Origin of the sequence: Streptomyces sp. NBC_00009, from assembly GCF_045040855.1 — a bacterium.
GTDB classification, from domain to species: Bacteria; Actinomycetota; Actinomycetes; order Streptomycetales; family Streptomycetaceae; genus Streptomyces; species Streptomyces aureus.
On sequence record NZ_CP108312.1, the window covers coordinates 3,992,177 to 4,015,237 of the forward strand.

General features: G+C 70.4%; 16 protein-coding genes and 1 riboswitch. Of the genes, 6 read left to right on the forward strand and 10 right to left on the reverse strand.

The features are described from left to right. The first annotated feature begins 28 nt into the window (after positions 1 to 28). Positions 29 to 185, forward strand: a riboswitch (TPP riboswitch). Continuing rightward, on the forward strand, positions 178 to 1,962 hold the full coding sequence (gene thiC, locus OHA58_RS18020) for a phosphomethylpyrimidine synthase ThiC (RefSeq protein ID WP_405479879.1): 1,785 nt from the start codon (positions 178 to 180) through the stop codon (positions 1,960 to 1,962). (Overlaps the previous riboswitch by 8 nt.) 253 nt (positions 1,963 to 2,215) lie before the next feature. Here the strand turns inward: thiC and OHA58_RS18025 are convergent, their stop codons facing one another. The 3 genes from OHA58_RS18025 to OHA58_RS18035 all read right to left on the reverse strand — a co-directional run bounded on the left by OHA58_RS18025 (position 2,216) and on the right by OHA58_RS18035 (position 5,769). Beyond that, positions 2,216 to 3,088: a hypothetical protein gene (locus tag OHA58_RS18025; RefSeq protein ID WP_405479881.1), complete on the reverse strand. Its 873-nt coding sequence runs from the start codon at positions 3,086 to 3,088 to the stop codon at positions 2,216 to 2,218. Between the two features lie 183 nt (positions 3,089 to 3,271). Further along, complete coding sequence (locus OHA58_RS18030; protein ID WP_405485019.1) at positions 3,272 to 4,453, reverse strand: metallophosphoesterase family protein; 1,182 nt, start codon at positions 4,451 to 4,453, stop codon at positions 3,272 to 3,274. A gap of 203 nt (positions 4,454 to 4,656) precedes the next feature. Next, the gene (locus OHA58_RS18035; protein WP_266672278.1) at positions 4,657 to 5,769 is read right to left on the reverse strand and encodes a LacI family DNA-binding transcriptional regulator; all 1,113 of its coding nucleotides are present in this window, start codon (positions 5,767 to 5,769) and stop codon (positions 4,657 to 4,659) included. 412 nt (positions 5,770 to 6,181) lie between these two features. Between OHA58_RS18035 and hisC the strand changes: the two genes are divergently transcribed. The 5 genes from hisC (at position 6,182) to OHA58_RS18060 (ending at position 15,494) form a co-directional block, all read left to right on the forward strand. Beyond that, the gene (gene hisC, locus OHA58_RS18040; RefSeq protein WP_355687064.1) at positions 6,182 to 7,261 is read left to right on the forward strand and encodes a histidinol-phosphate transaminase; all 1,080 of its coding nucleotides are present in this window, start codon (positions 6,182 to 6,184) and stop codon (positions 7,259 to 7,261) included. 215 nt (positions 7,262 to 7,476) lie between these two features. Then, on the forward strand, positions 7,477 to 9,009 hold the full coding sequence (locus OHA58_RS18045; RefSeq protein WP_405485021.1) for a cytochrome ubiquinol oxidase subunit I: 1,533 nt from the start codon (positions 7,477 to 7,479) through the stop codon (positions 9,007 to 9,009). 20 nt (positions 9,010 to 9,029) lie between these two features. Beyond that, positions 9,030 to 10,034, forward strand: coding sequence for a cytochrome d ubiquinol oxidase subunit II (gene cydB, locus OHA58_RS18050; RefSeq protein ID WP_405479883.1), 1,005 nt, complete (start codon positions 9,030 to 9,032; stop codon positions 10,032 to 10,034). 27 nt (positions 10,035 to 10,061) lie between these two features. Then, the gene (gene cydD, locus OHA58_RS18055; RefSeq protein WP_405479885.1) at positions 10,062 to 13,586 is read left to right on the forward strand and encodes a thiol reductant ABC exporter subunit CydD; all 3,525 of its coding nucleotides are present in this window, start codon (positions 10,062 to 10,064) and stop codon (positions 13,584 to 13,586) included. Between the two features lie 162 nt (positions 13,587 to 13,748). Then, entirely contained in the window at positions 13,749 to 15,494 is a 1,746-nt protein-coding gene (locus OHA58_RS18060) for a GAF domain-containing protein (protein ID WP_405479887.1), read from the forward strand. 235 nt (positions 15,495 to 15,729) lie between these two features. On the opposite strand, the gene OHA58_RS18065 is transcribed toward OHA58_RS18060, so the two are convergent. The 7 genes from OHA58_RS18065 to OHA58_RS18095 all read right to left on the reverse strand — a co-directional run bounded on the left by OHA58_RS18065 (position 15,730) and on the right by OHA58_RS18095 (position 23,034). Next, a complete protein-coding gene (locus OHA58_RS18065; protein WP_405479889.1) occupies positions 15,730 to 16,650 on the reverse strand; it encodes an HAD-IIB family hydrolase in 921 nt (306 codons plus the stop codon). Positions 16,651 to 16,738: 88 nt separating this feature from the next. After that, positions 16,739 to 17,677, reverse strand: coding sequence for an LLM class flavin-dependent oxidoreductase (locus tag OHA58_RS18070; protein WP_405479891.1), 939 nt, complete (start codon positions 17,675 to 17,677; stop codon positions 16,739 to 16,741). An 84-nt stretch (positions 17,678 to 17,761) separates the two neighbouring features. Further along, the gene (locus tag OHA58_RS18075; protein WP_405479893.1) at positions 17,762 to 18,304 is read right to left on the reverse strand and encodes an RNA 2'-phosphotransferase; all 543 of its coding nucleotides are present in this window, start codon (positions 18,302 to 18,304) and stop codon (positions 17,762 to 17,764) included. A 114-nt stretch (positions 18,305 to 18,418) separates the two neighbouring features. Continuing rightward, positions 18,419 to 19,369: a MerR family transcriptional regulator gene (locus OHA58_RS18080; protein ID WP_405479895.1), complete on the reverse strand. Its 951-nt coding sequence runs from the start codon at positions 19,367 to 19,369 to the stop codon at positions 18,419 to 18,421. 100 nt (positions 19,370 to 19,469) lie between these two features. Then, complete coding sequence (locus OHA58_RS18085; protein ID WP_405479897.1) at positions 19,470 to 20,414, reverse strand: metal-dependent hydrolase; 945 nt, start codon at positions 20,412 to 20,414, stop codon at positions 19,470 to 19,472. Further along, the gene (locus OHA58_RS18090; RefSeq protein WP_405479899.1) at positions 20,411 to 22,192 is read right to left on the reverse strand and encodes an SDR family oxidoreductase; all 1,782 of its coding nucleotides are present in this window, start codon (positions 22,190 to 22,192) and stop codon (positions 20,411 to 20,413) included. Before OHA58_RS18090 ends, OHA58_RS18085 begins: the two co-directional genes overlap by 4 nt. Continuing rightward, a complete protein-coding gene (locus OHA58_RS18095; protein WP_405479901.1) occupies positions 22,192 to 23,034 on the reverse strand; it encodes a M24 family metallopeptidase in 843 nt (280 codons plus the stop codon). The genes OHA58_RS18090 and OHA58_RS18095 overlap by 1 nt, the downstream gene beginning before the upstream one ends. Positions 23,035 to 23,061: the final 27 nt, after the last annotated feature.

Genomic DNA, 23,061 nt, shown 5'->3' on the forward strand with positions numbered 1-23,061 from the left:
GCCAGAAATGACGCTAGCGTGGGGGCACCTTTGCACACGCGGGAGCTCGGAGCACCGGGCTGAGAGGGCGCTGACCTCCGCTTCGGCGATGTTTCACATGAAACATCGCCCGACGGAAGCCGCTGCGTCGACCGCCGAACCTGTTACCGGGTAATGCCGGCGTAGGGAGTAGGTCTCATGACCACATCGGACGCACGCACGCCTGCCTCCAACCTGTCCGCAGAGACGGGCGAGGCCGGGAAGTCCATCGGCTGGCACAAGGGGTACGTCACGGGCTCACGCCCCGACCTCCAGGTGCCGGTCCGCCAGGTGCACCTCACCAACGGCACGGCGGTCACGCTCTACGACACGTCCGGGCCGTACACCGATCCGAGTGTCGACACCGACGTCCGCAGGGGCCTCGCGCCGCTGCGGGAGAACTGGATCATCAGCCGTGGCGACACCGAGGAGTATGCGGGCCGCCCGGTCCGCCCCGAGGACGACGGCATCAAGCACACTTCGCCGCGCGGCGGTCTGCGCAACCTCGACGCGGTCTTCCCCGGCCGCCCCCGCCAGCCTCGTCGCGGGCGTGACGGCCAGGCGGTGACCCAACTCGCGTACGCCAGGCGCGGGGAGGTCACGCCCGAGATGGAGTACGTGGCCATCCGGGAGAACGTGGAGCCGGAGGTCCTCCGCGAGGAGATCGCCGCGGGCCGCGCGGTCCTGCCGGCCAACGTCAACCACCCGGAGATCGAGCCGATGATCATCGGCAAGCGGTTCCTGGTGAAGGTCAACGCCAACATCGGCAACTCCGCGGTCACTTCGTCCATCGAGGAGGAGGTGGAGAAGATGACATGGGCGACCCGCTGGGGCGCCGACACCGTCATGGACCTCTCCACCGGCCGCAACATCCACACCACGCGCGAATGGGTCCTGCGCAACTCCCCCGTCCCGATCGGCACGGTCCCGCTCTACCAGGCGCTGGAGAAGGTCGACGGCCGCGCCGAGGAGCTGACCTGGGAGATCTACAAGGACACGGTCATCGAGCAGGCCGAGCAGGGCGTGGACTACATGACGGTCCACGCGGGCGTGCGGCTGCCGTACGTCCCGCTCACCGCCAACCGCAAGACGGGCATCGTCTCGCGCGGCGGTTCGATCATGGCCGCCTGGTGCCTGGCGCACCACAAGGAGAGCTTCCTCTACGAGAATTTCGCGGAGCTCTGCGAGATCCTCGCGGCGTACGACGTCACGTACTCGCTGGGCGACGGCCTGCGGCCGGGCTCGATCGCGGACGCCAACGACGAAGCGCAGTTCGCCGAGCTGAAGACGCTCGGGGAGCTCAACACGATCGCGAAGAGCTTCAACGTCCAGACGATGATCGAGGGCCCCGGGCACGTCCCGATGCACAAGATCAAGGAGAACATCGACCTTCAGCAGGAGGTGTGCGAGGAGGCGCCCTTCTACACACTCGGCCCGCTGACGACCGACATCGCCCCTGCGTACGACCACATCACCTCCGGCATCGGAGCCGCGATGATCGCGTGGTGGGGCACGGCGATGCTCTGCTACGTCACGCCCAAGGAGCACCTGGGCCTGCCCAACCGTGACGACGTGAAGACCGGCGTCATCACCTACAAGATCGCGGCCCACGCGGCGGACCTGGCCAAGGGACACCCGGGTGCCCAGGAGTGGGACGACGCCCTCTCCGACGCGCGCTTCGAGTTCCGCTGGGAGGACCAGTTCAATCTGGCCCTCGACCCGGACACGGCAAGGGAGTTCCACGACGAGACGCTCCCGGCCGAGCCCGCGAAGACGGCCCACTTCTGCTCCATGTGCGGTCCGAAGTTCTGCTCGATGAAGATCTCCCAGGACATCCGCCGCCAGCACGGCGGTACCAAGAGCGAGATCGAGGAGGGCATGGCGGAGAAGTCCAAGGAGTTCGCCGCCGCGGGCAACCGGGTCTATCTGCCGATCGCGGACTGACCTCGCCCGCGCGCCCACAGGCGCCGCGCGCTGTCCACCGGTCGCCCTTCGCGGCCGGTGGACAGGGTGTTCCGGGACCAGGCCTGGCAGGCCCCAGGGCCTCTTGTTTGGAGCGGGCTGGGCTCGCGGGGTCTGGCACGCGTAACTGCGGCGTTGCCGTCAATCACCGACTCCCCCGAGCTCTCGGCTGCGCTCGAGCAGGGGGACCCCCATGACCCCGCTCCCTGATCCAGCCTGATCCAAACGAAAGACCCTAGTCCGGCTGGTGGTCCGGGCCTCCGAAGTCGGGGCTTGTGAAGTCCGGGCTCGAGTACGTCGGGCGCGGGGCCGCAGGGGAGCCGCTGTCGGTGCCCGGGCTGCTGAACCCGGGCCTGTTGTACCCGAGATGCGGCATGCGGCCCGCGGTTCCGGGGCCGCCCCCGCGGTTGGCGGGGGCCGGCGGTGGTTCCGCGAGGGCCTCCCGGAGGAACGGCAGGATGCCGCGCTCCAGGAGCACCAGGCACCAGGCTTCCCTGGCCCGGTCCACCTCCTCGTTCGACTCGCTGTGCGCGCCGGCCTGCAAGGACGTCGCGCCGTTGCGCAGAGCGGTGAGCAGCAGGCCCACGCCGGCGACAAGAATCCCCGCCGCCGTCAGCGCGCCGAACACCCAGCCGGCCGTCAACAGGGTCTGGGCGAACGCCGGTTCCGGATCGAGCATCTTCAGGATGTAGCCGACGAGCAGGAAGATCGCGGCAGCCGTCCCGGCGAGCAGGGGGGCGAGCACCGCGACGACGGCTATGACGCCGGCGCCGGTGGTCTCCGCCACCTCGCCCACAGTGGCGGCCAGGCCGATCGCTCCGCCGCCGGACTCCGCCGCGCTTCCTCCTTCGCGCAGCGGACGTACGGGCCGGGGCGAGGCGCGCAGGTCGGCGCGGACCTTCACGTAGTTCTGGTACTCGGTCGCTGCGGCGGCCGTGATCAGCGCGGTGGCGTTGAGCGCCATGGTGCGCAGTTGTTCGGGGTTGAGCCGCTGCCCCACTGCGGCGAGATCAGGGCGGTCCGGTGCGGTACGCAGCGCCTCATCGAGGATCCGCTCGAACTCGGGGCGGTCCTCGTTCAGCAGGTGCGGAGCGCTGTTCATGTGCATCCCCCGATGCTCCGTAGGGCTTGGGGGCTCGCATGGTTACGAGCCGTCGGGCAGAACCGGAGGGGAGCCTGCTACGGATAAGCCGATGGTAGAGCGGTGACGGCACGCGGTGACAGGGGGTTTCCCGAATTCGGCCCGGTGGCCGGACTGAGCCCCCGTTCGGTGCGCCTGCCCGGGGAACGCCTAGCTATCCATGGGGAGTTGCTGGACCAGCAGCTTTCCGGCCATGGTCACTCCGCCGTCCATCGCGATCGCGAGCCCGCCCGCGTACACGTGCGGGCCCTCGATCTGCGGGCGGCTGTCCTCGGATCCGTCCGCCGCGTCCTCGGTACCTACCTCGCCGAGGAGGTACGGGATGGGGCTGTGGCCGTGGACGACGCGCGTGCCGCCGTAGGCGTCGAGGAGCTCGCGCACGGCTTCGGGTCCGGATTCGTCACGGAACGCGAAGCGCTTGGTGAATTTGCGGAAGAGGTCCCAGCACTCGTCCGCGTCGTTACGCGTGAGGGTCTCGCGGACCGTGTCGTTGACCGCCTCGATCGAGTCGCCGTAGTCGAGGTACGCGGTCGTGTCGGAGTGCATCAGGAGGTGGTCGTCCTCCAGCTCGATGGCGTCGAGCCGGGACATCCACTGCAGATGGACGTCCTGGAGACGGTCCATGTCCGACTTCTGGCCGCCGTTGAGCAGCCAGGCCGCCTGGAAAGTGGCGGTGCCGGCGCCCGAGTTGACCGGGGTGTCGCCGAAGCGCTTGGCGCCGAGCAGGAGCAGTTCGTGGTTGCCCATGAGGGCCTTGCAGTAGCCGCCGGCGGCCGCGGCCTCCGCGGACAGCCGCATCACGAGGTCGATGACGCCGATGCCGTCGGGCCCGCGGTCGGTGAAGTCGCCGAGGAACCAGAGTCGGGCGGTGCCCGCCGACCAGCTGCCCTCGGCGTCGATGAGGCCTTGCTCGTACAGGGCCGCGATCAGTTCGTCGAGGTAGCCGTGCACGTCGCCGACGACGTACAGCGGGCCGAGGCCATCGGTGGGACGGGGCGCCGGCTCGGTGTCGATCTGTACCTGGACCGTGTCCCCGCGGTTGATGACCGGCAGGTCGCGCTGGGTGGGCGTGTACCCGTCGGGCTGGTCGAACGCGGGGTCCTGATGCGCAGGCTCCGCGTAGGAGGGCTGCGAGAGCGACGGCTCCTGGTACGCGGGATCCGGCTCCGCCTGCGGGGGCACGGCAGGGGCGGGCGGAGCGGGGTCGTGGCCGGGCTCCTGGACGTTCGCCGGTACGTCATGGACGTACGCGGGGACGCGGAAGTCGCGCAGCGTCGCCGTGCGCACCTCGGGTCCCTGACCGGCCCCCTGAGTCATCGACCCCTCCACCACCATTGCGCCGCCTCTGCACCCGATCGGACTGCCTGGTCGCAGCGGCCCGCGGTGTCGTGCGCCCATCATAGGAATGCGGCTCGCGCTGTGTGATGCACCAGGGGTGGTGAATCGGATCCGGGCGGCTGTTCACCGTGCTTTTCTCCCGAATTGGTACGGGCTTTTCCGGGTGGTCTTCGGGGTGACCACCCGGAAGCCGTCGTTCAGCCCTGTCCCGGGGAGCGGGGCGGGCTGACCGTCGTGCGGGGCGGACGGCGCTGGGACGAGGTCCGGACGATGAGTTCCGTCGGTATCACCTGCTCGACCGTCTGGTCCGATTCAACCCCTTCGATGGCGTCGATCAGGAGCTGGACGACCGCGGTGCCGATCCGCCGCGGCTTGAGCGAGAGGGTCGTGATGGGCGGTTCCGTGGTGGCGTAGACGGTCGATTCGCTGCAGCAGACGAGCAGCAGGTCCTCGGGGACGCGCAGGCCGTACCGGCGGGCGGCGGCGAGCAGGTCCGTGCCGTTGGGGTCGAAGAGTCCGTACACGGCGTCGGGCCGGTCGGGGCGGGCCAGGAGCCGGTCGGCGGCTACGGCCCCCGCGCACGGGTCGTGCGCGGGATAGGACTCGTACACGGGTTCCTGTCCGATCCGCTCGCACCAGTGCAGGTACGCGGACGTGGACAGATGGGTGTACGTGTCCGTGGTCGTGCCGGTGAGCAGTCCGATGCGGCGGGCCCCCGCGGCGGCGAGGTGGTCGAGGATGCCGAGGACGGCGGCCTCGTGGTCGTTGTCGACCCAGGCGGTGACGGGGAGGGTGCCGGCGGGGCGCCCGTCGGAGACGACGGGCAGGCCCTGGCGGACCAGTTCGGTGACCACCGGGTCGTGGTCGGACGGGTCGATGACGACGGTGCCGTCGAGAGCGACGTTCGACCACACGTCGTGGCGTGAGGTGGCGGGCAGGATGACTAAGGCGTACCCGCGGGCCAGCGCCGCCGAGGTGGCGGCTCTCGCCATTTCCGCGAAGTACGCGAATTCGGTGAAGGTGAAAGGTTCATCTCCGTAGGTCGTGACGGTCAGGCCGATGAGGCCCGACTTTCCGGTACGGAGCGTTCGGGCCGCCGCGGAGGGGCGATAGCCCAACCGGTCGGCGACCTCGCGGACATGGCGTCGGGTGGCGTCCGGGAGCCGGCCCTTACCGTTGAGCGCATCGGAGACAGTCGTGATGGAGACCCCGGCGGCGGCGGCAACGTCTCTGATGCCCGCCCGCACCTGCCGGGTGCCCCGACGGGTGGTCTCCGCCCTGCTCACCTGGTGCTTCCCTGCTGCTGTCATGGCGAGCCGATAGTAGGGCTCATGTGGCGGGGTGGCGTGAGTGCATATGCACGCGTTGACAGGCACGTTTCTGCATGGCCGGACAGAGCCAATGACCTTGGAAAACAAGGATGCTGAGGGCATCGACGCCAGGACGTCACTTGTCGGCGCGCATGGGCCTGCCAAGTCGGCGATGTTGCGAGTAGGTCTCAACTCACCTTCACGGGGGATGCGCGCCACGGCGCGAGCTACCGGCGCGCGCCGCGAAAGGGAGCGCTCCCCCTCCTCCGTACGCCTTCGGGAGGTCCGCGGCCGTCGTCAGGGGTGGTGTCGGACGATCACCCGGGATGTCGGGGGCCCCGGGCCATTGGGCTCTGCCGCGAATCCTCTTAAGGTGAGCAGTATTGAAATGGTGGTCGCGAGGAGGACTGCGGTGAGCGAGACGAGCCCCAAGCTGCGTGCCGAGCTGGAGGGTATCCCCACCTACAAGCCGGGCAAGGCTGCCGCGGCCGGTGGGCCGGTGGCGTACAAGCTGTCCTCTAACGAGAACCCCTATCCGCCGCTTCCCGGCGTGATGGAGAGTGTTGTCGCGGCAGCCGGTTCCTTCAACCGCTACCCGGACATGGCCTGCACCGGGCTGATGAACGAGCTGGCGGAACGATTCGCGGTGCCGGTCACGCACCTGGCCACGGGCACCGGCTCGGTCGGGGTCGCGCAGCAGCTGCTCCAGGCGACCAGTGGCCCCGGTGACGAGGTCATCTACGCCTGGCGGTCCTTCGAGGCGTACCCGATCATCACGCAGATCAGCGGCGCCAAGGCGGTGGAGGTGCCGCTGACGTCCGGCGAGGTCCACGACCTCGACGCGATGGCCGACGCGATCACCGACCGCACGCGCCTGATCTTCGTGTGCAACCCGAACAACCCGACCGGCACGGTGGTGCGCCGGGCCGAGCTCGAGCGGTTCCTGGACCGGGTCCCGAGCGATGTCCTGGTCGTGCTCGACGAGGCGTACCGCGAGTTCATCCGTGACGCCGAGGTGCCGGACGGCGCCCAGATCTACCGGGACCGTCCGAATGTCGCCGTGCTGCGGACGTTCTCCAAGGCGTACGGGCTCGCGGGTCTGCGGGTCGGCTTCGCCATCGCCCATGAGCCGGTGGCGGCCGCGCTGCGCAAGACGGCGGTGCCGTTCGGCGTGAGCCAGCTCGCGCAGGACGCGGCGGTCGCCTCGCTGCGGGCCGAGGACGAGCTGCTCGGCCGGGTCGGCTCGCTGGTGTGTGAGCGCAACCGCGTGGTCGAGGCGCTGCGGGCGCAGGGCTGGACGGTGCCGGAGACGCACGCGAACTTCGTGTGGCTGCGGCTGGGGGAGCGCACGGCGGACTTCGCCGCGGCGTGCGAGCAGGCAGGTGTGGTCGTGCGGCCGTTCGCCGGCGAGGGCATGCGGGCCACGATCGCGGAGGCCGAGGCCAACGACGTCTTCCTGAACACGGCGGCGGCGTTCCGCAAGGAGCTGTAGGCCCGGCGGCTGCGGCCGCTCTGTAGCGCGGTGGGGGTTCCCCGGAGTAAGGGGGGACCCCCCTTCTGCTGTCCTGAGCCGGTAGTACATAATGCTTGTGAATGTGAACGCTTTCACAAGCGCGCCCGGTTGATCCGGAGAGCAGTGGGATTAAAGGGGCAAATTGCCGCTGGACCACGGCGACTTAAGGAGATAACGCAGTGGACCCAACGTTGATGGCTCTGGCGCCGGAAACTCTGGCGCGATGGCAGTTCGGCATCACGACCGTCTATCACTTCCTTTTTGTTCCCCTGACCATCTCGCTCGCCGCGCTGACGGCGATCCTGGAGACGGCCTGGGTGCGCACGGGCAAGGAGCACTACCTCCGGGCGACCAAGTTCTGGGGCAAGCTCTTCCTGATCAACATCGCCATGGGCGTCGTGACCGGCATCGTGCAGGAGTTCCAGTTCGGCATGAACTGGTCGGACTACTCGCGCTTCGTCGGCGACATCTTCGGCGCTCCGCTCGCCTTCGAGGCGCTGATCGCCTTCTTCTTCGAGTCGACCTTCATCGGTCTGTGGATCTTCGGCTGGGACAAGCTCCCGAAGAAGCTGCACTGCGCCACGATCTGGATGGTGTCCATCGGCACGATCCTGTCGGCGTACTTCATCATGGCCGCCAACTCGTTCATGCAGCATCCGGTCGGCTACCGGATCGTGGAGCGGGACGGCACCAAGCGCGCCGAGCTGACCGACTTCGCCGCCGTGCTCTTCCAGGAGACGGTGCTCGTCAACTTCTGGCATGTGATCAGCGCGTCCATCCTGGTCGGCGGCGCGTTCATGACCGGCATAGCGATCTTCCACCTGCGCAAGAAGCAGCACATCCGCACCATGCGGATGTCGCTGCGCCTCGGCCTGGTGACGGCCATGGCCGGCACGCTCCTCACCGTCGTCAGCGCGGACACGCTCGGCAAGGTGATGTACGAGCAGCAGCCGATGAAGATGTCGGCCGCGGAGGCGCTGTGGGACACGGAGAGGCCGGCGCCGTTCTCGATCTTCGCGTACGGCGATGTCTCCAAGGGCCACAACACGGTCGCCATCGAAGTCCCGGGCGTGCTGTCCTTCCTCGCCAAGAACGACTTCAACGCCGAGATCCCCGGGATCAACGACATCAACAAGGCGGAACAGAAGAAGTTCGGGCCCGGTGACTACCGCCCCAACATCCCCACCGCCTACTGGTCGTACCGCTGGATGATCGGCTTCGGCGGGGTCTCGATGGCCCTGTGCACGGCGGGTCTGTGGCTCACCCGCCGCAGGTTCTGGCTGGCGCCGGAGCACCGCACCGGCGAGGACGAAGTGCCGAAGCTGATGCTCACCAAGAACAAGGAGCTGATGCCGAAGCTGGGCATCTGGTGGTGGCGCCTGTCCCAGTGGACGCTGATCTTCCCGATCATCGGCATCTCCTGGGGCTGGATCTTCACCGAAACCGGGCGCCAGCCGTGGGTGGTCTACGGCGTGCTCAGGACCAGGGACGCGGTCTCCCCCGGCGTCTCGCAGGGCGAGGTGCTCACCTCCCTGATCGTGTTCGCGCTGGTCTACGCCGCGCTCGCCGTCATCGAGGTGAAGCTGATGGTCAAGTACATCAAGCAGGGGCCGCCCGAGCTCACCGAGGCCGACCTCAACCCGCCCACCAAGATCGGCGGCCCGGGATCCGGAGCGGATTCCGGCGACGCTTCCGATGCCGACCGGCCCATGGCCTTCTCCTACTGAGACTGAGGAGCTGCTGAGGCATGGAACTTCACGACGTCTGGTTCGTACTCATAGCGGTCCTGTGGATCGGCTACTTCTTCCTGGAGGGATTCGACTTCGGGATCGGGGTCCTGACCAAGGTGCTCGCCCGCGGACGCACCGAGCGGCGCGTCCTGATCAACACCATCGGACCCGTCTGGGACGGCAACGAGGTGTGGCTGCTCACGGCCGGCGGTGCGACCTTCGCCGCCTTCCCGGACTGGTACGCGACGCTCTTCTCGGGCTTCTACCTGCCGCTGCTGGTGATCCTGGTCTGCCTGATCGTGCGGGGTGTCGCCTTCGAGTACCGGGCGAAGCGGCCCGAGGAGAAGTGGCAGACCAACTGGGAGCACGCGATCTTCTGGACCTCGCTGATCCCGGCGGTGCTGTGGGGCGTGGCCTTCGGGAACATCGTGCGCGGCGTGAAGATCGACGCGCACAAGGAGTTCGTGGGCAGCTTCTGGGACCTGCTCAACCCGTACGCGATCCTCGGCGGCCTGGTGACGCTGACGCTGTTCACCTTCCACGGCGCGGTGTTCGCCTCGCTCAAGACGGTGGGCGACATCCGGGTGCGGGCGGGGAAGATGGCGCTGGGGCTCGGTCTGGTGGCTGCGGCCTTCGCGCTCGCCTTCCTGATCTGGACCCAGGCCGACAAGGGCGACGGCTCGTCGCTGATCGCGATGATCGTCACGGTGGCCGCCCTCGTCGGCGCCATCGTCGCCATCAAGGCGGGGCGTGAGGGCTGGTCGTTCGCGCTGTCCGGCATCACGATCGCGGCAGCCGTCGCGATGCTCTTCCTGACGCTGTTCCCGAACGTCATGCCGTCTTCGCTCGACCCGGACTGGAGCCTCACGGTCACCAATGCCTCGTCGAGCCCCTACACCCTGAAGATCATGACCTGGTGCGCGGCGGTGGCGACGCCCATCGTGCTGCTCTACCAGTCGTGGACGTACTGGGTGTTCCGCAAGCGGATCGGCACGCAGCACATCGCCGACGCCGCACACTGAGCCCCTGATGACGAGGGTGTGTTTCACGTGAAACCGATCGACCAGCGTCTGCTCCGGTACGCCAGGGCCACTCGCCTCTTCCTGATCGCGGTGGTGGTCCTCGGCGTGGCCGGGGCGGGCCTGGTCATCGCTCAGGCGATGCTCATCGCCGAAGTGGTGGTGGGGGCCTTCGAGCACGGCCTTGATGTCTCCGCCCTGCGCACACCGCTGTTGCTGCTTGCGCTGGTGGCGGCCGGACGCGGTCTGGTCTCGTGGCTGACCGAGCTGGCCGCTCACCGGGCCAGCGCGGCGGTCAAGTCGGAGCTGCGCGGACGGCTCCTGGAACGCGCCTCCCAGCTGGGCCCGGGGTGGCTCAGTGGGCAGCGGACCGGATCCCTGGTGGCGCTCGCGACGCGGGGCGTGGACGCGCTCGACGATTACTTCTCGCGCTATCTGCCGCAGTTGGGCCTCGCGGTGGTGGTGCCCGTGGCGGTACTCGCGCGCATCGTCACCGAGGACTGGGTGTCCGCGGCGATCATCGTCTGCACCCTGCCCCTGATCCCCGTATTCATGATCCTCATCGGCTGGGCCACCCAGTCCCACATGGACCGTCAGTGGCGGCTCCTGTCCCGGCTTTCGGGGCACTTCCTGGACGTGGTCGCCGGCCTTCCGACGCTGAAGGTGTTCGGCCGGGCCAAGGCGCAGGCCGAGTCGATCCGCCGGATCACCGGCGAGTACCGGCAGGCGACGATGCGGACCCTGCGCATCGCCTTCCTGTCGTCGTTCGCCCTCGAACTCCTCTCCACACTGTCGGTCGCCCTGGTGGCCGTGACCATCGGCATGCGGCTCGTGCACGGCGACATGGACCTCTACGTGGGACTGGTCATCCTCGTCCTCGCGCCCGAGGCCTATCTGCCGCTGCGTCAGGTCGGCGCGCAGTATCACGCGGCGGCCGAGGGACTCGCCGCCGCGGAGGAGATCTTCGCCGTCCTGGAGACCCTGGTGCCGCCGTCCGGCGCCGGCGCGGTGCCCGCGACCACCGGTATCGCCTTCGACGGAGTGACCGTCCGCTATCCCGGCCGGTCCGCGGACGCCGTCTCGGAGGCCGACTTCGAGGTCGCACCCGGGGAGACGGTGGCGCTCGTCGGCCCGAGCGGCGTGGGCAAGTCGACGTTGCTGAGCGCGGCGCTCGGATTCGTCCGTCCCCAGGCCGGCCGGGTTCTCGTCGGAGGTGCCGATCTGGCCGGTCTCGACCGGGCGGCGTGGCACGCGCGCGTGGCCTGGGTGCCTCAGCGTCCTCAGTTGTACGCCGGGTCGATCGCGGACAACGTGCGGCTCGCGCGGCCCGACGCGTCGCCCGCGGAGGTCGAGGAGGCGTTGCGCGAGGCGGGGGCCCAGGACTTCGTCCGCGCGCTGCCCGACGGCGCGGACACCCTGCTCGGCGAGGACGGGGCCGGGCTCTCGGCCGGGCAGCGACAACGGCTCGCCCTGGCGCGGGCGTTCCTCGCCGACCGGCCCGTGGTGCTGCTGGACGAGCCGACGGCCGCGCTCGACGGCGAGACCGAGGCGGGGATCGTCGAGGCGGTCCGCCGACTCGCCGCCGGCCGGACCGTCCTTCTGGTGGTGCACCGTCCCGCGCTGCTGGCCGTCGCCGACCGGGTGGTGCGTCTCGACGTACCGCGTTCCCCTGCGGTGACGGGGGAGCCCGCGGGGAAGCCCGCGGGGGCGGGGGAGCCTGCGGTACGTCCTGTGCCGCCGACCCTGGCGGCCGAACTGCCCGTCTCCGTAGAGGATCGTCACGAATCGGCCCTCTCCGGAGAGAGCCGGGGCAGTGTGCTCTCGCGGGTGCGAGGCGCCACACGGGCGCGGCGGGGGCGGCTGGCTCTTGCGCTGCTGCTCGGTGCGCTCGCCCTCGGCAGCGCCGTCGGGCTCATGGCGACCTCCGGGTGGCTCATCTCGCGGGCCTCGCAGCAGCCGCCCGTGATGTACCTGATGGTCGCCGTCACGGCGACCCGCGCCTTCGGGATCGGGCGCGCCTGCTTCCGGTACGGCGAGCGGGTCGTGTCGCACGACGCCGTGCTGCGGATGCTCGCGGACACCCGGGTCGCCGTCTACCGGCGGCTGGAGCGGCTCGCCCCAGCGGGCCTGCGCGCGACGCGCCGAGGCGATCTGCTCTCCCGGCTCGTCTCCGATGTGGACGCCCTCCAGGACTACTGGCTGCGCTGGCTGCTGCCCGCGTCGGCCGCCGCGGTGGTCGGTGCCGCCTCCGTCGCGTTCACCGCCTGGCTGCTGCCCGCCGCCGGTGCCGTGCTCGCCGTAGGCCTGCTGCTCGCGGGGATCGGCGTGCCGCTGCTCTCCGGAGCCGTCGCCCGCCGCGCCGAGCGCCGGCTGGCCCCCGCGCGCGGGACGCTCGCCACTCGCGTGGCCGAACTCCTCACCGGCACCGCCGAACTGACCGTCGCGGGAGCGCTGCCCGCGCGCACCGCGCAGGCGAAGGCCGCCGACTCCGTGCTGACGCGGATCGCGTCCCGCGCCGCCACCGCCACCGCGCTGGGCGACGGTCTCACCGCGCTGATCACCGGTCTCACCGTGGTCGGTGCCGCGCTCGCCGGGATGCAGGGAGTGCGCGAGGGCCGCCTCGACGGGGTCCAGCTCGCGGTCGTCGTCCTCACGCCGCTGGCCGCGTTCGAGGCCGTCATGGGACTCCCGCTCGCCGTGCAGTACCGCCAGCGGGTCAAGAAGAGCGCCGAACGTGTCCACGAGGTCCTGGATGCGCCGGACCCCGTACGGGAGCCGGAATTGCCCGCGCAGGCGCCGCAGGACCCCTTCCCTCTGCTGGTGCGCGGTCTCGCCGCGCGCCACGACGGGCAGGGCCGGGACGCGCTCCACGGGGTCGATCTCACGCTGGAGCGGGGCCGCAGGGTCGCCGTCGTCGGCCCGTCGGGATCCGGAAAGACGACGCTCGCCCAGGTCCTGCTGCGGTTCCTGGACGCGGGCGAGGGGGCGTACACCCTGGCTGGGCAGGACGCGTACGGGCTCGAAGGGGATGCGGTGCGGCGGCTCGTCGGGCTGTGCGCGCAGGACGCGCACCTCTTCGACAGCTCGGTGCGCGAGAACCTGCTCCTTGCCAAGAAGGACGCCACCGACGACGATCTGCGCGAAGTCCTGGCCGCCGCACGCCTCCTGGAGTGGGCCGATTCGCTGCCCGACGGGCTCGGCACCCTCGTCGGCGAACACGGCGCGCGCCTGTCCGGAGGCCAGCGGCAGCGGCTCGCCCTGGCCCGCGCCCTGCTGGCCGACTTCCCCGTCCTCGTGCTCGACGAGCCCGCCGAGCACCTCGACCTGCCGACGGCGGACGCGCTCACGGCGGACCTCCTGTCCGCGACCGAGGGCCGCACGACGCTGCTGATCACGCACCGGATGGCCGGCCTCGACGCCGTGGACGAGGTGCTCGTCCTCGACGCGGGGCGGGTCGTGCAGCGCGGCAGGTACGAGGATCTGGTGGCGGTCGACGGGCCGTTGCGCGCGCTGTGGCAACGCGAGCGGGAGGCGGAGCTGTTGGTGGCCGGGTAGCTACGTGTACCGGGTAGCTACGTGTACCCGGTGGCCATGCGTACCGGGCGGCCTCGCGTACCGGGTTGCCACGTGTACCGGCCAGCCACACGTACCAGGTGGCGGGGCAGTGGCCCGTAACGCCGACTTTCCTCTCCAAATGGGACTAACTAGTCTCGAGGCATGTCAGCTGCACCGGTGCCCGGCGCCACCCCACCGTCCGACGGCGAGCGGGACTCCTCCGACGCGCTGGAGGCGGCGACGCAGGCGACGCGCGGGCTCCAGGGACTGTCCGCCGAGCTGACCGCGCGGGTGCCGCAGCTGCTCGAAGCGATGCGCTCCGTGGGCACCGGTCTGGAACTGCACTCCACCCTCGACCGCATCTGCGAGACGGCCGCCGAACTCGCCGACGCCCGCTACGCGGCGATCGGCGTCGTCTCCGAGGACGGCGAGGCGCTCTCGGACTTCGTCTTCCACGGAGTCGACGCGGAGACGGCGGAGCTCATCGGACGGCTCCCGGACGGCCACCGCGGGCTCCTCGGAGCGCTCATCCACGACCCGGGCCCGGTACGCCTCTCGAACCTGGCCGACGACTCGCGCTCCTGCGGCTTTCCGGCCCACCACCCGCCGATGCGGACCTTTTTGGGCGTCCCCATCCGCGTCGAGGGGGAGATCTTCGGCAACCTCTATCTGACGGAGAAGCACGGCGGGGTCGAGTTCAACGACTACGACCTGAACATGGTCCGCGTCCTCGCCACGGAGGCCGGCATCGCCATCGGCAACGCGCGCCTGTACGAGGCCGCCAGGCAGCGCGAGCGGTGGATCGACGGGTCGGTGGCCGTCACGACCGCCCTGTTGTCCGGCAGTGACGCCGAGGAAGCCCTCCAGGTCGTCGCCGAACAGGCCAGGCACCTGTCGGGCTCGGCGGCCGGCATCGTCCTCCTGCCGGCCGAGGAGGGCGGCATGGAGATCGTCGCCGTCTCGTCGGACGAGCCGTCGCAGGCCCTCGGCGTGATGATCCCGGCCGAGAGCGAGATCGTCGCCGAACTCCTGGGCGGCGCGACGGTGTTCGTCGACGACGCGTCCACCGACCCGCGCATACTGACCGATCTCGCGCGCGACTACGGTCCCGCGATGATGCTGCCCCTCCAGAGCGACGGCCGCGTCCTCGGCGCACTCGTGACGCCACGCGCGCGTGGCGCCCGGCCCTTCACCGATGCGGAGCGCACCCTCGCCGCCCAGTTCGCCTCGCAGGCCGCACTCGCGCTGATGATGGCGGAGGCGCAGCGCGACCGGGAGCGGCTCGCGGTGTACGAGGACCGCGACCGGATCGCCCGCGATCTCCACGACCTCGTCATCCAGCGCCTGTTCGCCACCGGGATGATGCTGGAGAGCGCCCAGCGCAGGTCCGTCGTGCCCGAGGTGCAGGTCGGTGTCGGCAAGGCCGTCGACGAGCTGGACGTCACCATCCAGGAGATCCGCACGGCCATCTTCGCGCTCCAGCAGGGGCCCGCCGAGGCGCCCTCGGGCCTGCGCACACGCGTCCTGCGCGAGATCAACATGGCGGCCGTGCCGCTCGGCTTCAAGCCCACGCACCACTTCGTCGGCGCCGTCGACACCGTGGTCGGCGAACTCACCGGCAAGAACCTCATCGCGGCCCTGCGTGAGGCGCTGTCCAACGCGTTCCGGCACGCGGAGGCTGCCCGTATCGACGTGGTCGTCGACGCGAACGTGTCGCTCCCCGACGGGCAGCGCGGTGTCCGGCTGACGGTCTCCGACGACGGCGTCGGCATCCCGGAGGGCGGCCGGCGCAGCGGCCTCAAGAACCTCAAGCTGCGGGCCGAGTCCCTGGGCGGCGACAGCTGGTACGGGCCGGGCATCGGCGAGGACGGGGGCGGCACGACGGTGGTCTGGCAGGCGCCTCACTGAGGGCGCGACCCAGGTACCGCGCCGGGCCCTGTTCGAGGGGTACGGATCTGAGCCGTACGGGGCGCCCGCTTCCCCAGGCGCACGAGTTCGGCAGGCCGTCGTCGTAAGCCCCGGGCCACGATCCGAGACATGGGGTGCCGCTTTAAGAGCGGGGACCATGTGCGGGGCGGGGCTATGTGCGGGCCGGACCCACGTGTGGAGGACCGTTTCTGCCAGCGCTTCTAGGAGTCTGCTTCTAGGAGTCGCCCGGTGCGCCGTCCCCGGAGGGCTGACGCGCCGCCAGGATCTGTTCGATGACCGCGGCCACGCCGTCCTCGTTGTTCGGCACCGTGTGGCCCGACGCGGCGGCGAGCACGTCCGGGTGCGCGTTGCCCATTGCGAACGAGGTGCCGGCCCAGCGGAGCATCTCCATGTCGTTGGGCATGTCCCCGAAGGCGACGACCTCGGCCGCCGTGATGCCGCGCTCGGCGCAGCACAGCGCGAGGGTGCTGGCCTTGGAGACGCCGGGGCCGCTGATCTCCAGGAGCGCGCTGGGGCTGGAACGGGTGATCGCCGCGCGGTCGCCGACGGCCGCGCGGGCGAGAGCGAGGAACTCGTCGGGGGCGAGGTCCGCGTGGTACGCGAGCAGCTTGAGGACGGGCTGGTCCGCGCAGGGCGAGCCGTCGGCGAGGAGCTTCTCGGCGGCCGCGACGCTCTCCCCCGCCTCCAGGTGCAGCGGCGGGTACGTCGGCTCGTGGTGGAGGCCGCCGGTCCGCTCGACGGCGAAGGCCGTGCCGGGCGCTGCGGCGCGCAGGATGTGTACGACGTCGAGGGCGATCTCGGGGGCGAGGTCCCTGACCTTCACGAACCGGTGGCGGCCGGGGCCGCCGTGCAGGTCCACAACGGCCGCGCCGTTCCCGCAGATCGCCAGGCCGTGGCCGTGCACGTGGTCGCTGACCACGTCCATCCAGCGGGCCGGTCTGCCGGTCACGAAGAAGACCTCGATGCCCGCCTGCTCGGCGGCGGCGAGCGCGGCGACCGTCCGCGGCGAGACGGACTTGTCGTCGCGCAGCAGCGTGCCGTCCAGGTCCGTGGCGACGAGCCGGGGCGCGGGGGCGTTGGCGGCCGGGGTCCAGGGCCGAGGAGTCGGTGAGGTCACCGCACTATTGTCCCGCATATGCGCGCACGGGCGTGCGGTGGGGCGCGCAGATGAGTACGGTCCTCGCGCAGGCGCCCCACCGGTTCCGCCGGGTTGCCGCGGGGCCTCAGCCGAGCTGGGCGAGGGCCTCCGTGGCGATGCTTTCGAAGACCTTCTGGTCGGCGGCGAACTCCGAGTCGGGGATGGGCCAGTGGATCACGATCTCGGTGATGCCCAGGGCGGCGTGCTTGCCGGCGAAGTCGACGAAGGCGTCCACGGACTCCAGCGGACGGCTGCGGTCCGGGGTGAATCCGGTGAGGAGGACCTTGTCGAGTTCGGCGGCGTCCCGGCCGAGCTCGGCGCAGGCGTCGGCGAGCTTGGCGGCCTGTCCGCGAATGGCTTGAATCGACTCCTCGGGCGTGCCCGTCTCGAACAGCTTCGGGTCGCCCGTCGTCACCCACGCCTGCCCGTGCCGGGCGGCCAGCTTCAGTCCGCGAGGTCCTGTCGCGGCCACCGCGAAGGGCAGCCTGGGCCGCTGTACGCAGCCCGGGATGTTCCGCGCCTCCTGCGCCGAGTAGAACTCACCGTCGTATGTCACCGAGTCCTCGCTCAGCAGCCGGTCGAGCAGCGGGACGAACTCGGCGAAGTGGTCGGCCCGTTCGCGCGGGGTCCACGGCTCCTCGCCGGCCTTCAGGAGCGTCGTCGCGTCGAAGCCGTTGCCGCCCGCGCCGATACCGAGGGTGATCCGGCCACCGGAGATGTCGTCGAGGGAGATCAGTTCCTTGGCGAGCGTGACCGGGTGCCGGAAGTTCGGCGAGGTGACGAGTGTGCCGAGGCGCATCCGCTCCGTGACGGACGCGGCGGCGGTCAGGGTCGGCACGGCGCCGAACCACGGGCCGTCGCGGAAGGTCCGCCAGGCCAGGTGGTCGTAGGTGTACGCGGTGTGGAAGCCCAGCTCCTCGGCGCGCTGCCATGCGGCTCGGCTGCCCTCGTGCCAGCGGCGGTAGGGCAGGATCACGGTGCTCAGGCGCAGGGCGGGCGTGGGCTGACGGGGCTGATCGCTCATGCCCCAGAGCCTAAGCGGCGCGCGCCGGGCGTGGGCCGGGGGTGATGGCGGCGTGGGGGACCGCGCCTCGCGGGACCGGTCGGCTCAGTCGGGAAACCGCAGGTAGCGGGGTGGAACGGCCTCCGTGAGCCAGACGCCGTTGGCGCTGACGCGGAACGTGTGGCCGTCCCGGTGCATCGCTCCCGCGTCGACGGACAGCACGACGGGCCGGCCACGGCGGGCGCCGACGCGGGTGGCGGTCTCGCGGTCGGGCGAGAGATGGACGTCGTGCCGGCTCATGGGCCGCAGTCCTTCGGCGCGGATCGAGTCCAGGGCCGCGGCGACGGTGCCGTGGTAGAGGTACGCGGGCGGGGTCGCCGGGGGCAGTCCGAGGTCGACATCCACGGTGTGGCCCTGGCTGGCGCGGATCCGGGAGCCCTCGATCGCGAAGCGCCGCTTGTCGTTGGCGGCGACGACATGGTCGAGCTCGTCCCGCGTGATGCGGAAGCCGTGGGCGGCGGCCGCGGCGAGCAGCGTCCCGATCTCGACCCAGCCGCCCTCGTCGAGGGTCAGCCCGATCCGCTCCGGCTGGTGCCGCAGATGCTTCGAGAGGTACTTCGACACCTTGACGGTGCGTCTTTCATCCATCCCGTCAGAGTGGCGGGCATCTCACTCCTCGGCACGTGATTTTTCTGTTCGCAGGTTTGATCCACAGCCAAGTCCGGTTATCCACAGGAGATTTGGCGATTCTGTGGACAACCATCATGCCGTTGGCGGCATTTGGCCAACAGAAGCTGAATTGTGATGGTTTGAGGTAAGAGTGTCCAATGCCCTTGCTCGTACTTCCCGTTCGGTCGCCGCGGCGATGAACTCGGCGACGCTCTTGGCGCCAACGAGGCTCTGTACAGCGCGGATCGTGTCGGCGGGAAGAGCAACCGAATGGGACTCCTCCGCATGCGAGGTGACCGGGCCCTCCGACAGGTGTCGGTGGAGGTGCCGAGTGGCGAACAGCTTCATGGCACGCGCCAGTTCGGCGTCGACCGACTGCTGCGCGAGCGGCCGGAGCCTGCGTACGAGCGAGGCCGCCTCGGCCGCTTCCGCGTCCGTGGGGGGCAACGGGCCGAGGTAGCGTGCGAAGACATGCTCGGTCGTGAACTCCAGGAAACGGGTGGCGATGTGCTCGATCTGCCCCCTCAACTCCCGTAGATGAGCGGAGATCGCGGGCAGCGGGACGCCGGATGCGTGCAACTCGGCTGCCACCGCCAGCTCTTGAGGGCTCGGCACCAGGAACTCGTCCTCGTGTCCCGGGATCTGCTCCAGGATCCCGAGCGCCACCGCGTCGGCGATGGCCGCCTCGTCCTCGCTGCCTCCGAACCGTGCCGCGAGATCGGCGCGCGAGATCCGGTCGGCCTCCTCGTCGGTCCACGGCCCGTCGACCTCCGCGACCAGGCCGAGCACACCACCGAGCCCGCGCCCCGCGTCCCACGCCTCGAGCAGCTCCTTGATCGAGGCCAGGGTGTACCCGCGGTCGAGGAGGTCGGCGATCTGCCGCAGCCGGGCCAGATGCGTGTCCCCGTACACATTGGCCCTGCCGCGCCGCTCGGGGCGGGGGAGGAGCCCGCGGTCCTGGTAGGCGCGGATGGTGCGGACCGTGGCGCCGCTGCGGTGCGCCAGGTCCTCGATCCGGTACTCGGCCACAGCCTGCTCCGTCACGCTTCACATCCCTCTGCCGTGCCTGTGGCCGCCGTGCCTGTGGGAAGGCGGCGCCGACCCGTATCCGGACGCCGCCCGCGTGCGGGCCGGACGAAAGTCCCTAGGACAGAGCGGTCCGGCCGATCGCGCCCGCCGCCGTCCTGGCCGCGGGCGACTGCGCCAGATACTCGACGGCCTTGCGCAGCGACCCCTCCTGCGAGGGATGGTACGACCGCCGCAGATAGCGGGGTATCGCCGCACCCAGCTCCCGCCAGCTGGGCAGCAGTCCCTTGCGCACCGCCCTGTTGTGTTCCGCCAGCGAGTAGCGCATCCGTCCGGCGAGCTGCGGGTCGTGACGTATGAGATACGCCGCGCCCCAGGCCCACAGGTACAGCATCACGGGAGCGGTGACGGCCATGCCCGCGAGCCGGCGGGCGTAGCGGGGCAGGCCATCGCCGCCGCAGTGCTGGTACATGTCGAACGCGACCGCGCGGTGCTCGACCTCCTCCGCGCCGTGCCAGCGCAGCAGATCGAGCATGACCTCGTCCGTGCCCGCCGCGTCGAGCCCTTCGGCGTGCAGCACCCAGTTCCCCAGGACCGCGGTGAACTGCTCGATCGCCGCGACGACGGAGAGCCGGAAGCGCAGCCACTCCTGGGTGGAGACCGGGGCGCCCAGCGGCGGCCGCTCGCCGAGGAGCTTCTCGAAGAGGAAGTCGACGTACTTCGTGAAGTCCCCGGTGTCGAGCCGCTGCGCGGCCAGATGGTCGAGCACGTACGCGTGCTGCACGCTGTGCGTGGCCTCCTGCCCCATGAACCCCTTGACGTCCCCCAGCAGTTCGGGATCGTCGACGAGCGGCAGGCCCTCCTTGAAGACCTTCACGAACCACCGCTCCCCCGCCGGGAGCAGCAGGTGCAGCACATTGATGACGTGCGTCGCCGTGGGCTCGTCCGGTATCCAGTGCAGCGGCGTCGTCTCCCAGTCGAAGGAGACGCGGCGCGGGGTGATCGCGTAGTGCCCGGTGGGTTCCGTGTGTCCGGTGTGCCCGGTGCTCTCCTCGGTGCTCACAGCGGCGGCTCCAATCGTGCGACGGCGCGCAGGGCCTTGGGCGTGAAGCGGGACATGAGGTGGGCGCCGCGCGCCTCCGGTGTGACCGGGACGACCGCCTGATTGCGCACGACGGCGGTCAGGATCGCGTCGGCGACCTTCTCCGGCGGGTAGTTACGCAGGCCGTACAGGCGCGAGGACTTCTTCTGGCGGCGCTTCTCCTCCTCGGCGTCGACCCCGGCGAAGCGGGCCGTCGCCGTGATGTTCGTGTTCACGAGGCCTGGACAGATCGCGGAGACACCGATCCCTTGGCCCGCCAGCTCGGCGCGCAGGCACTCGCTGAGCATGAGGACGGCCGCCTTGGACGTGCTGTAGGCGGGCAGCGCCTTGGAGGGCTGGAATGCCGCGGCGGATGCCGTGTTCACGATGTGGCCTCCCTGTCCGCGCTCGGCCATCTGCTTGCCGAACAGGCGGCAGCCGTGGATGACGCCCCACAGATTGACGTCGAGGACCTTCTTCCAGTCCTCCGGTGTGGTGTCGAAGAAGGACCCGGACAGGCCGATGCCCGCGTTGTTCACCAGCACGTCGACGGTGCCGTATTCGGCGGCGACCTTCTCGGCGAGCTTCTCCATGGCCTGTTCGTCGGTGACGTCCACGGTCTCGGCCCATGCCTGGGGGGCGCCTATGAGCTGGGCCATCTCGGCGGTGCGGGCCGCGCTCTCCGTGTCCCGGTCGACGGCCACCACGCGCGCGCCGGCCTCGGCGAATGCGAAGGCGGTGGCCCGCCCGATCCCGCTGCCCGCGCCGGTGACCAGCACGAGCTGGCCGCCGAAGCGCTCGGCGTGCTTGCCCGTGGCCTTCGTGCGCTGTGCGGGCACGCCCGCCTCCCGCTCCTCGTTCGCCAGGACGAACTCGCTGATCCACGCGGACAGTTGATCCGGCCGGGTACGCGGCACCCAGTGCTTGGCCGGCAACGTGCGACGGACCAACCCCGGTGCCCACAGCTCCAGTTCGTCATAGAGCCGCTCGGACAGGAAGATGTCGCCGAGGGGCAGGACGAGCTGGACCGGCACGTGCGCGTACGCGTCAGCGCGTGGCCTGCTCAGCCGCGCCCGTACGTTGTCCCGGTAGAGCCAGGCGCCGTGGGCGGCGTCCGAGGGCAGGGACGGCGTCGGGTAGTCGCCCGCCGGCACCTTCTCCATGCGTTCGAGGATCTTCGGCCAGCGCTTGCCGAGCGGCCCCCGCCAGGCGAGCTCGGGCAGCACGGGCGTGTGCAGCATGTACACGTACCAGGACTTGGCGCCCTGGCCGAGCAGCTGGCCCACCCTGCGGGGCGTCGGCCGCGCCATGCGCTTCTTGATCCAGTGCCCGAAGTGGTCGAGCGAGGGGCCCGACATCGAGGTGAAGGACGCGATCCTGCCCTCGGTGCGCCGGACCGTGGCGAACTCCCAGGACTGCACCGAACCCCAGTCGTGGCCGACCAGATGGACCGGCTCGTCCGGGCTGACCGCGTCGGCGACCGCGAGGAAGTCGTCCGTCAGCTTCTCCAGCGTGAACCCGCCGCGCAGCGGCGTCGGCGCCGTCGACCTGCCGTGGCCCCGCACGTCGTACAGGACCACATGGAAGCGGTCGGCGAGCCGCTCGGCGACCTCCGACCACACCTCCTTGGAGTCCGGGTACCCGTGCACGAGCACCACCGTGGGCCGGGTCGGGTCGCCCAGCTCGGCCACGCACAGCTCGATACCGCCCGTGCTCACCCAGCGCTCCCGCGCTCCGGCCAGCCCCTTGAGTCCCGCCATCAGATGCCCTCCGCCCAGCGCCGCACATGCGGCAGATCGTCGTCCAGCCAGAACGCGCTCTGCTCGGGGTCCTTGGAGTCGGTGACGACCAGGATCTCCTCGAACTTCGCGCCCGTACCCCGGAAGCCGAGGTGCGGCTCCACCGCCCACAGGCCCGGCTGCGGCGGATGGTCGGAGAACTTGTACGGCGACCACAGCGGGGACCAGCCGTCCCGGTGCCCATGGATCGCGTCGCTCGCGAGTCCCTTCAGGGACTGCGTGCCGAAGCCGAACAGCGTCGGGGAGATCCGGCGCTCCTTGACCCGGTCCACCTTGTGCGCGATCACCCCGAACGGGTACGCGCGATGCCGGTTCGCATAGCCCTGGCGGACCATGAGACGGTCCACGTCCTCGTAGATCTCCCGCAGGGAACGGCGCTCACGGACCTCGCGCACTATCAGCTCGCGGTGCACCTCGAGGTCGGCGAGCAGCTTGTCCTGCACGGGATTGAGGCCGAGCGAGCCCGAGTAGCCGATGTCCGCCGTATAGCCCTTGTAGACCGGGGCCATGTCGAGGATGAACGGCATCCCCGCCTCCAGCTTCCGGTTCGTCGGGAAGAACTGGAGCGGGATCCGGAAGCCGGCGAACGCCGTGCGGTCGCCGAACCAGGCGAACGGCAGATGGAACCAGTCGCGCACACCGCGCTCCCGCAGCCACTCCCGCTGCATCCGGGCGGCCTCGCGCTCCGTCACGCCAGGCTTGAGCTGCGCCGCGACCGCCTCCGCGCACTCGTATGCGAGGGACTGGACTTCTCTGAACCCCCGCAGCTCCGCGGAGAGTTCACGTACCACTGCTGGGGTCATGCCACCGTCCGTCCGTGTCCGGTCCGT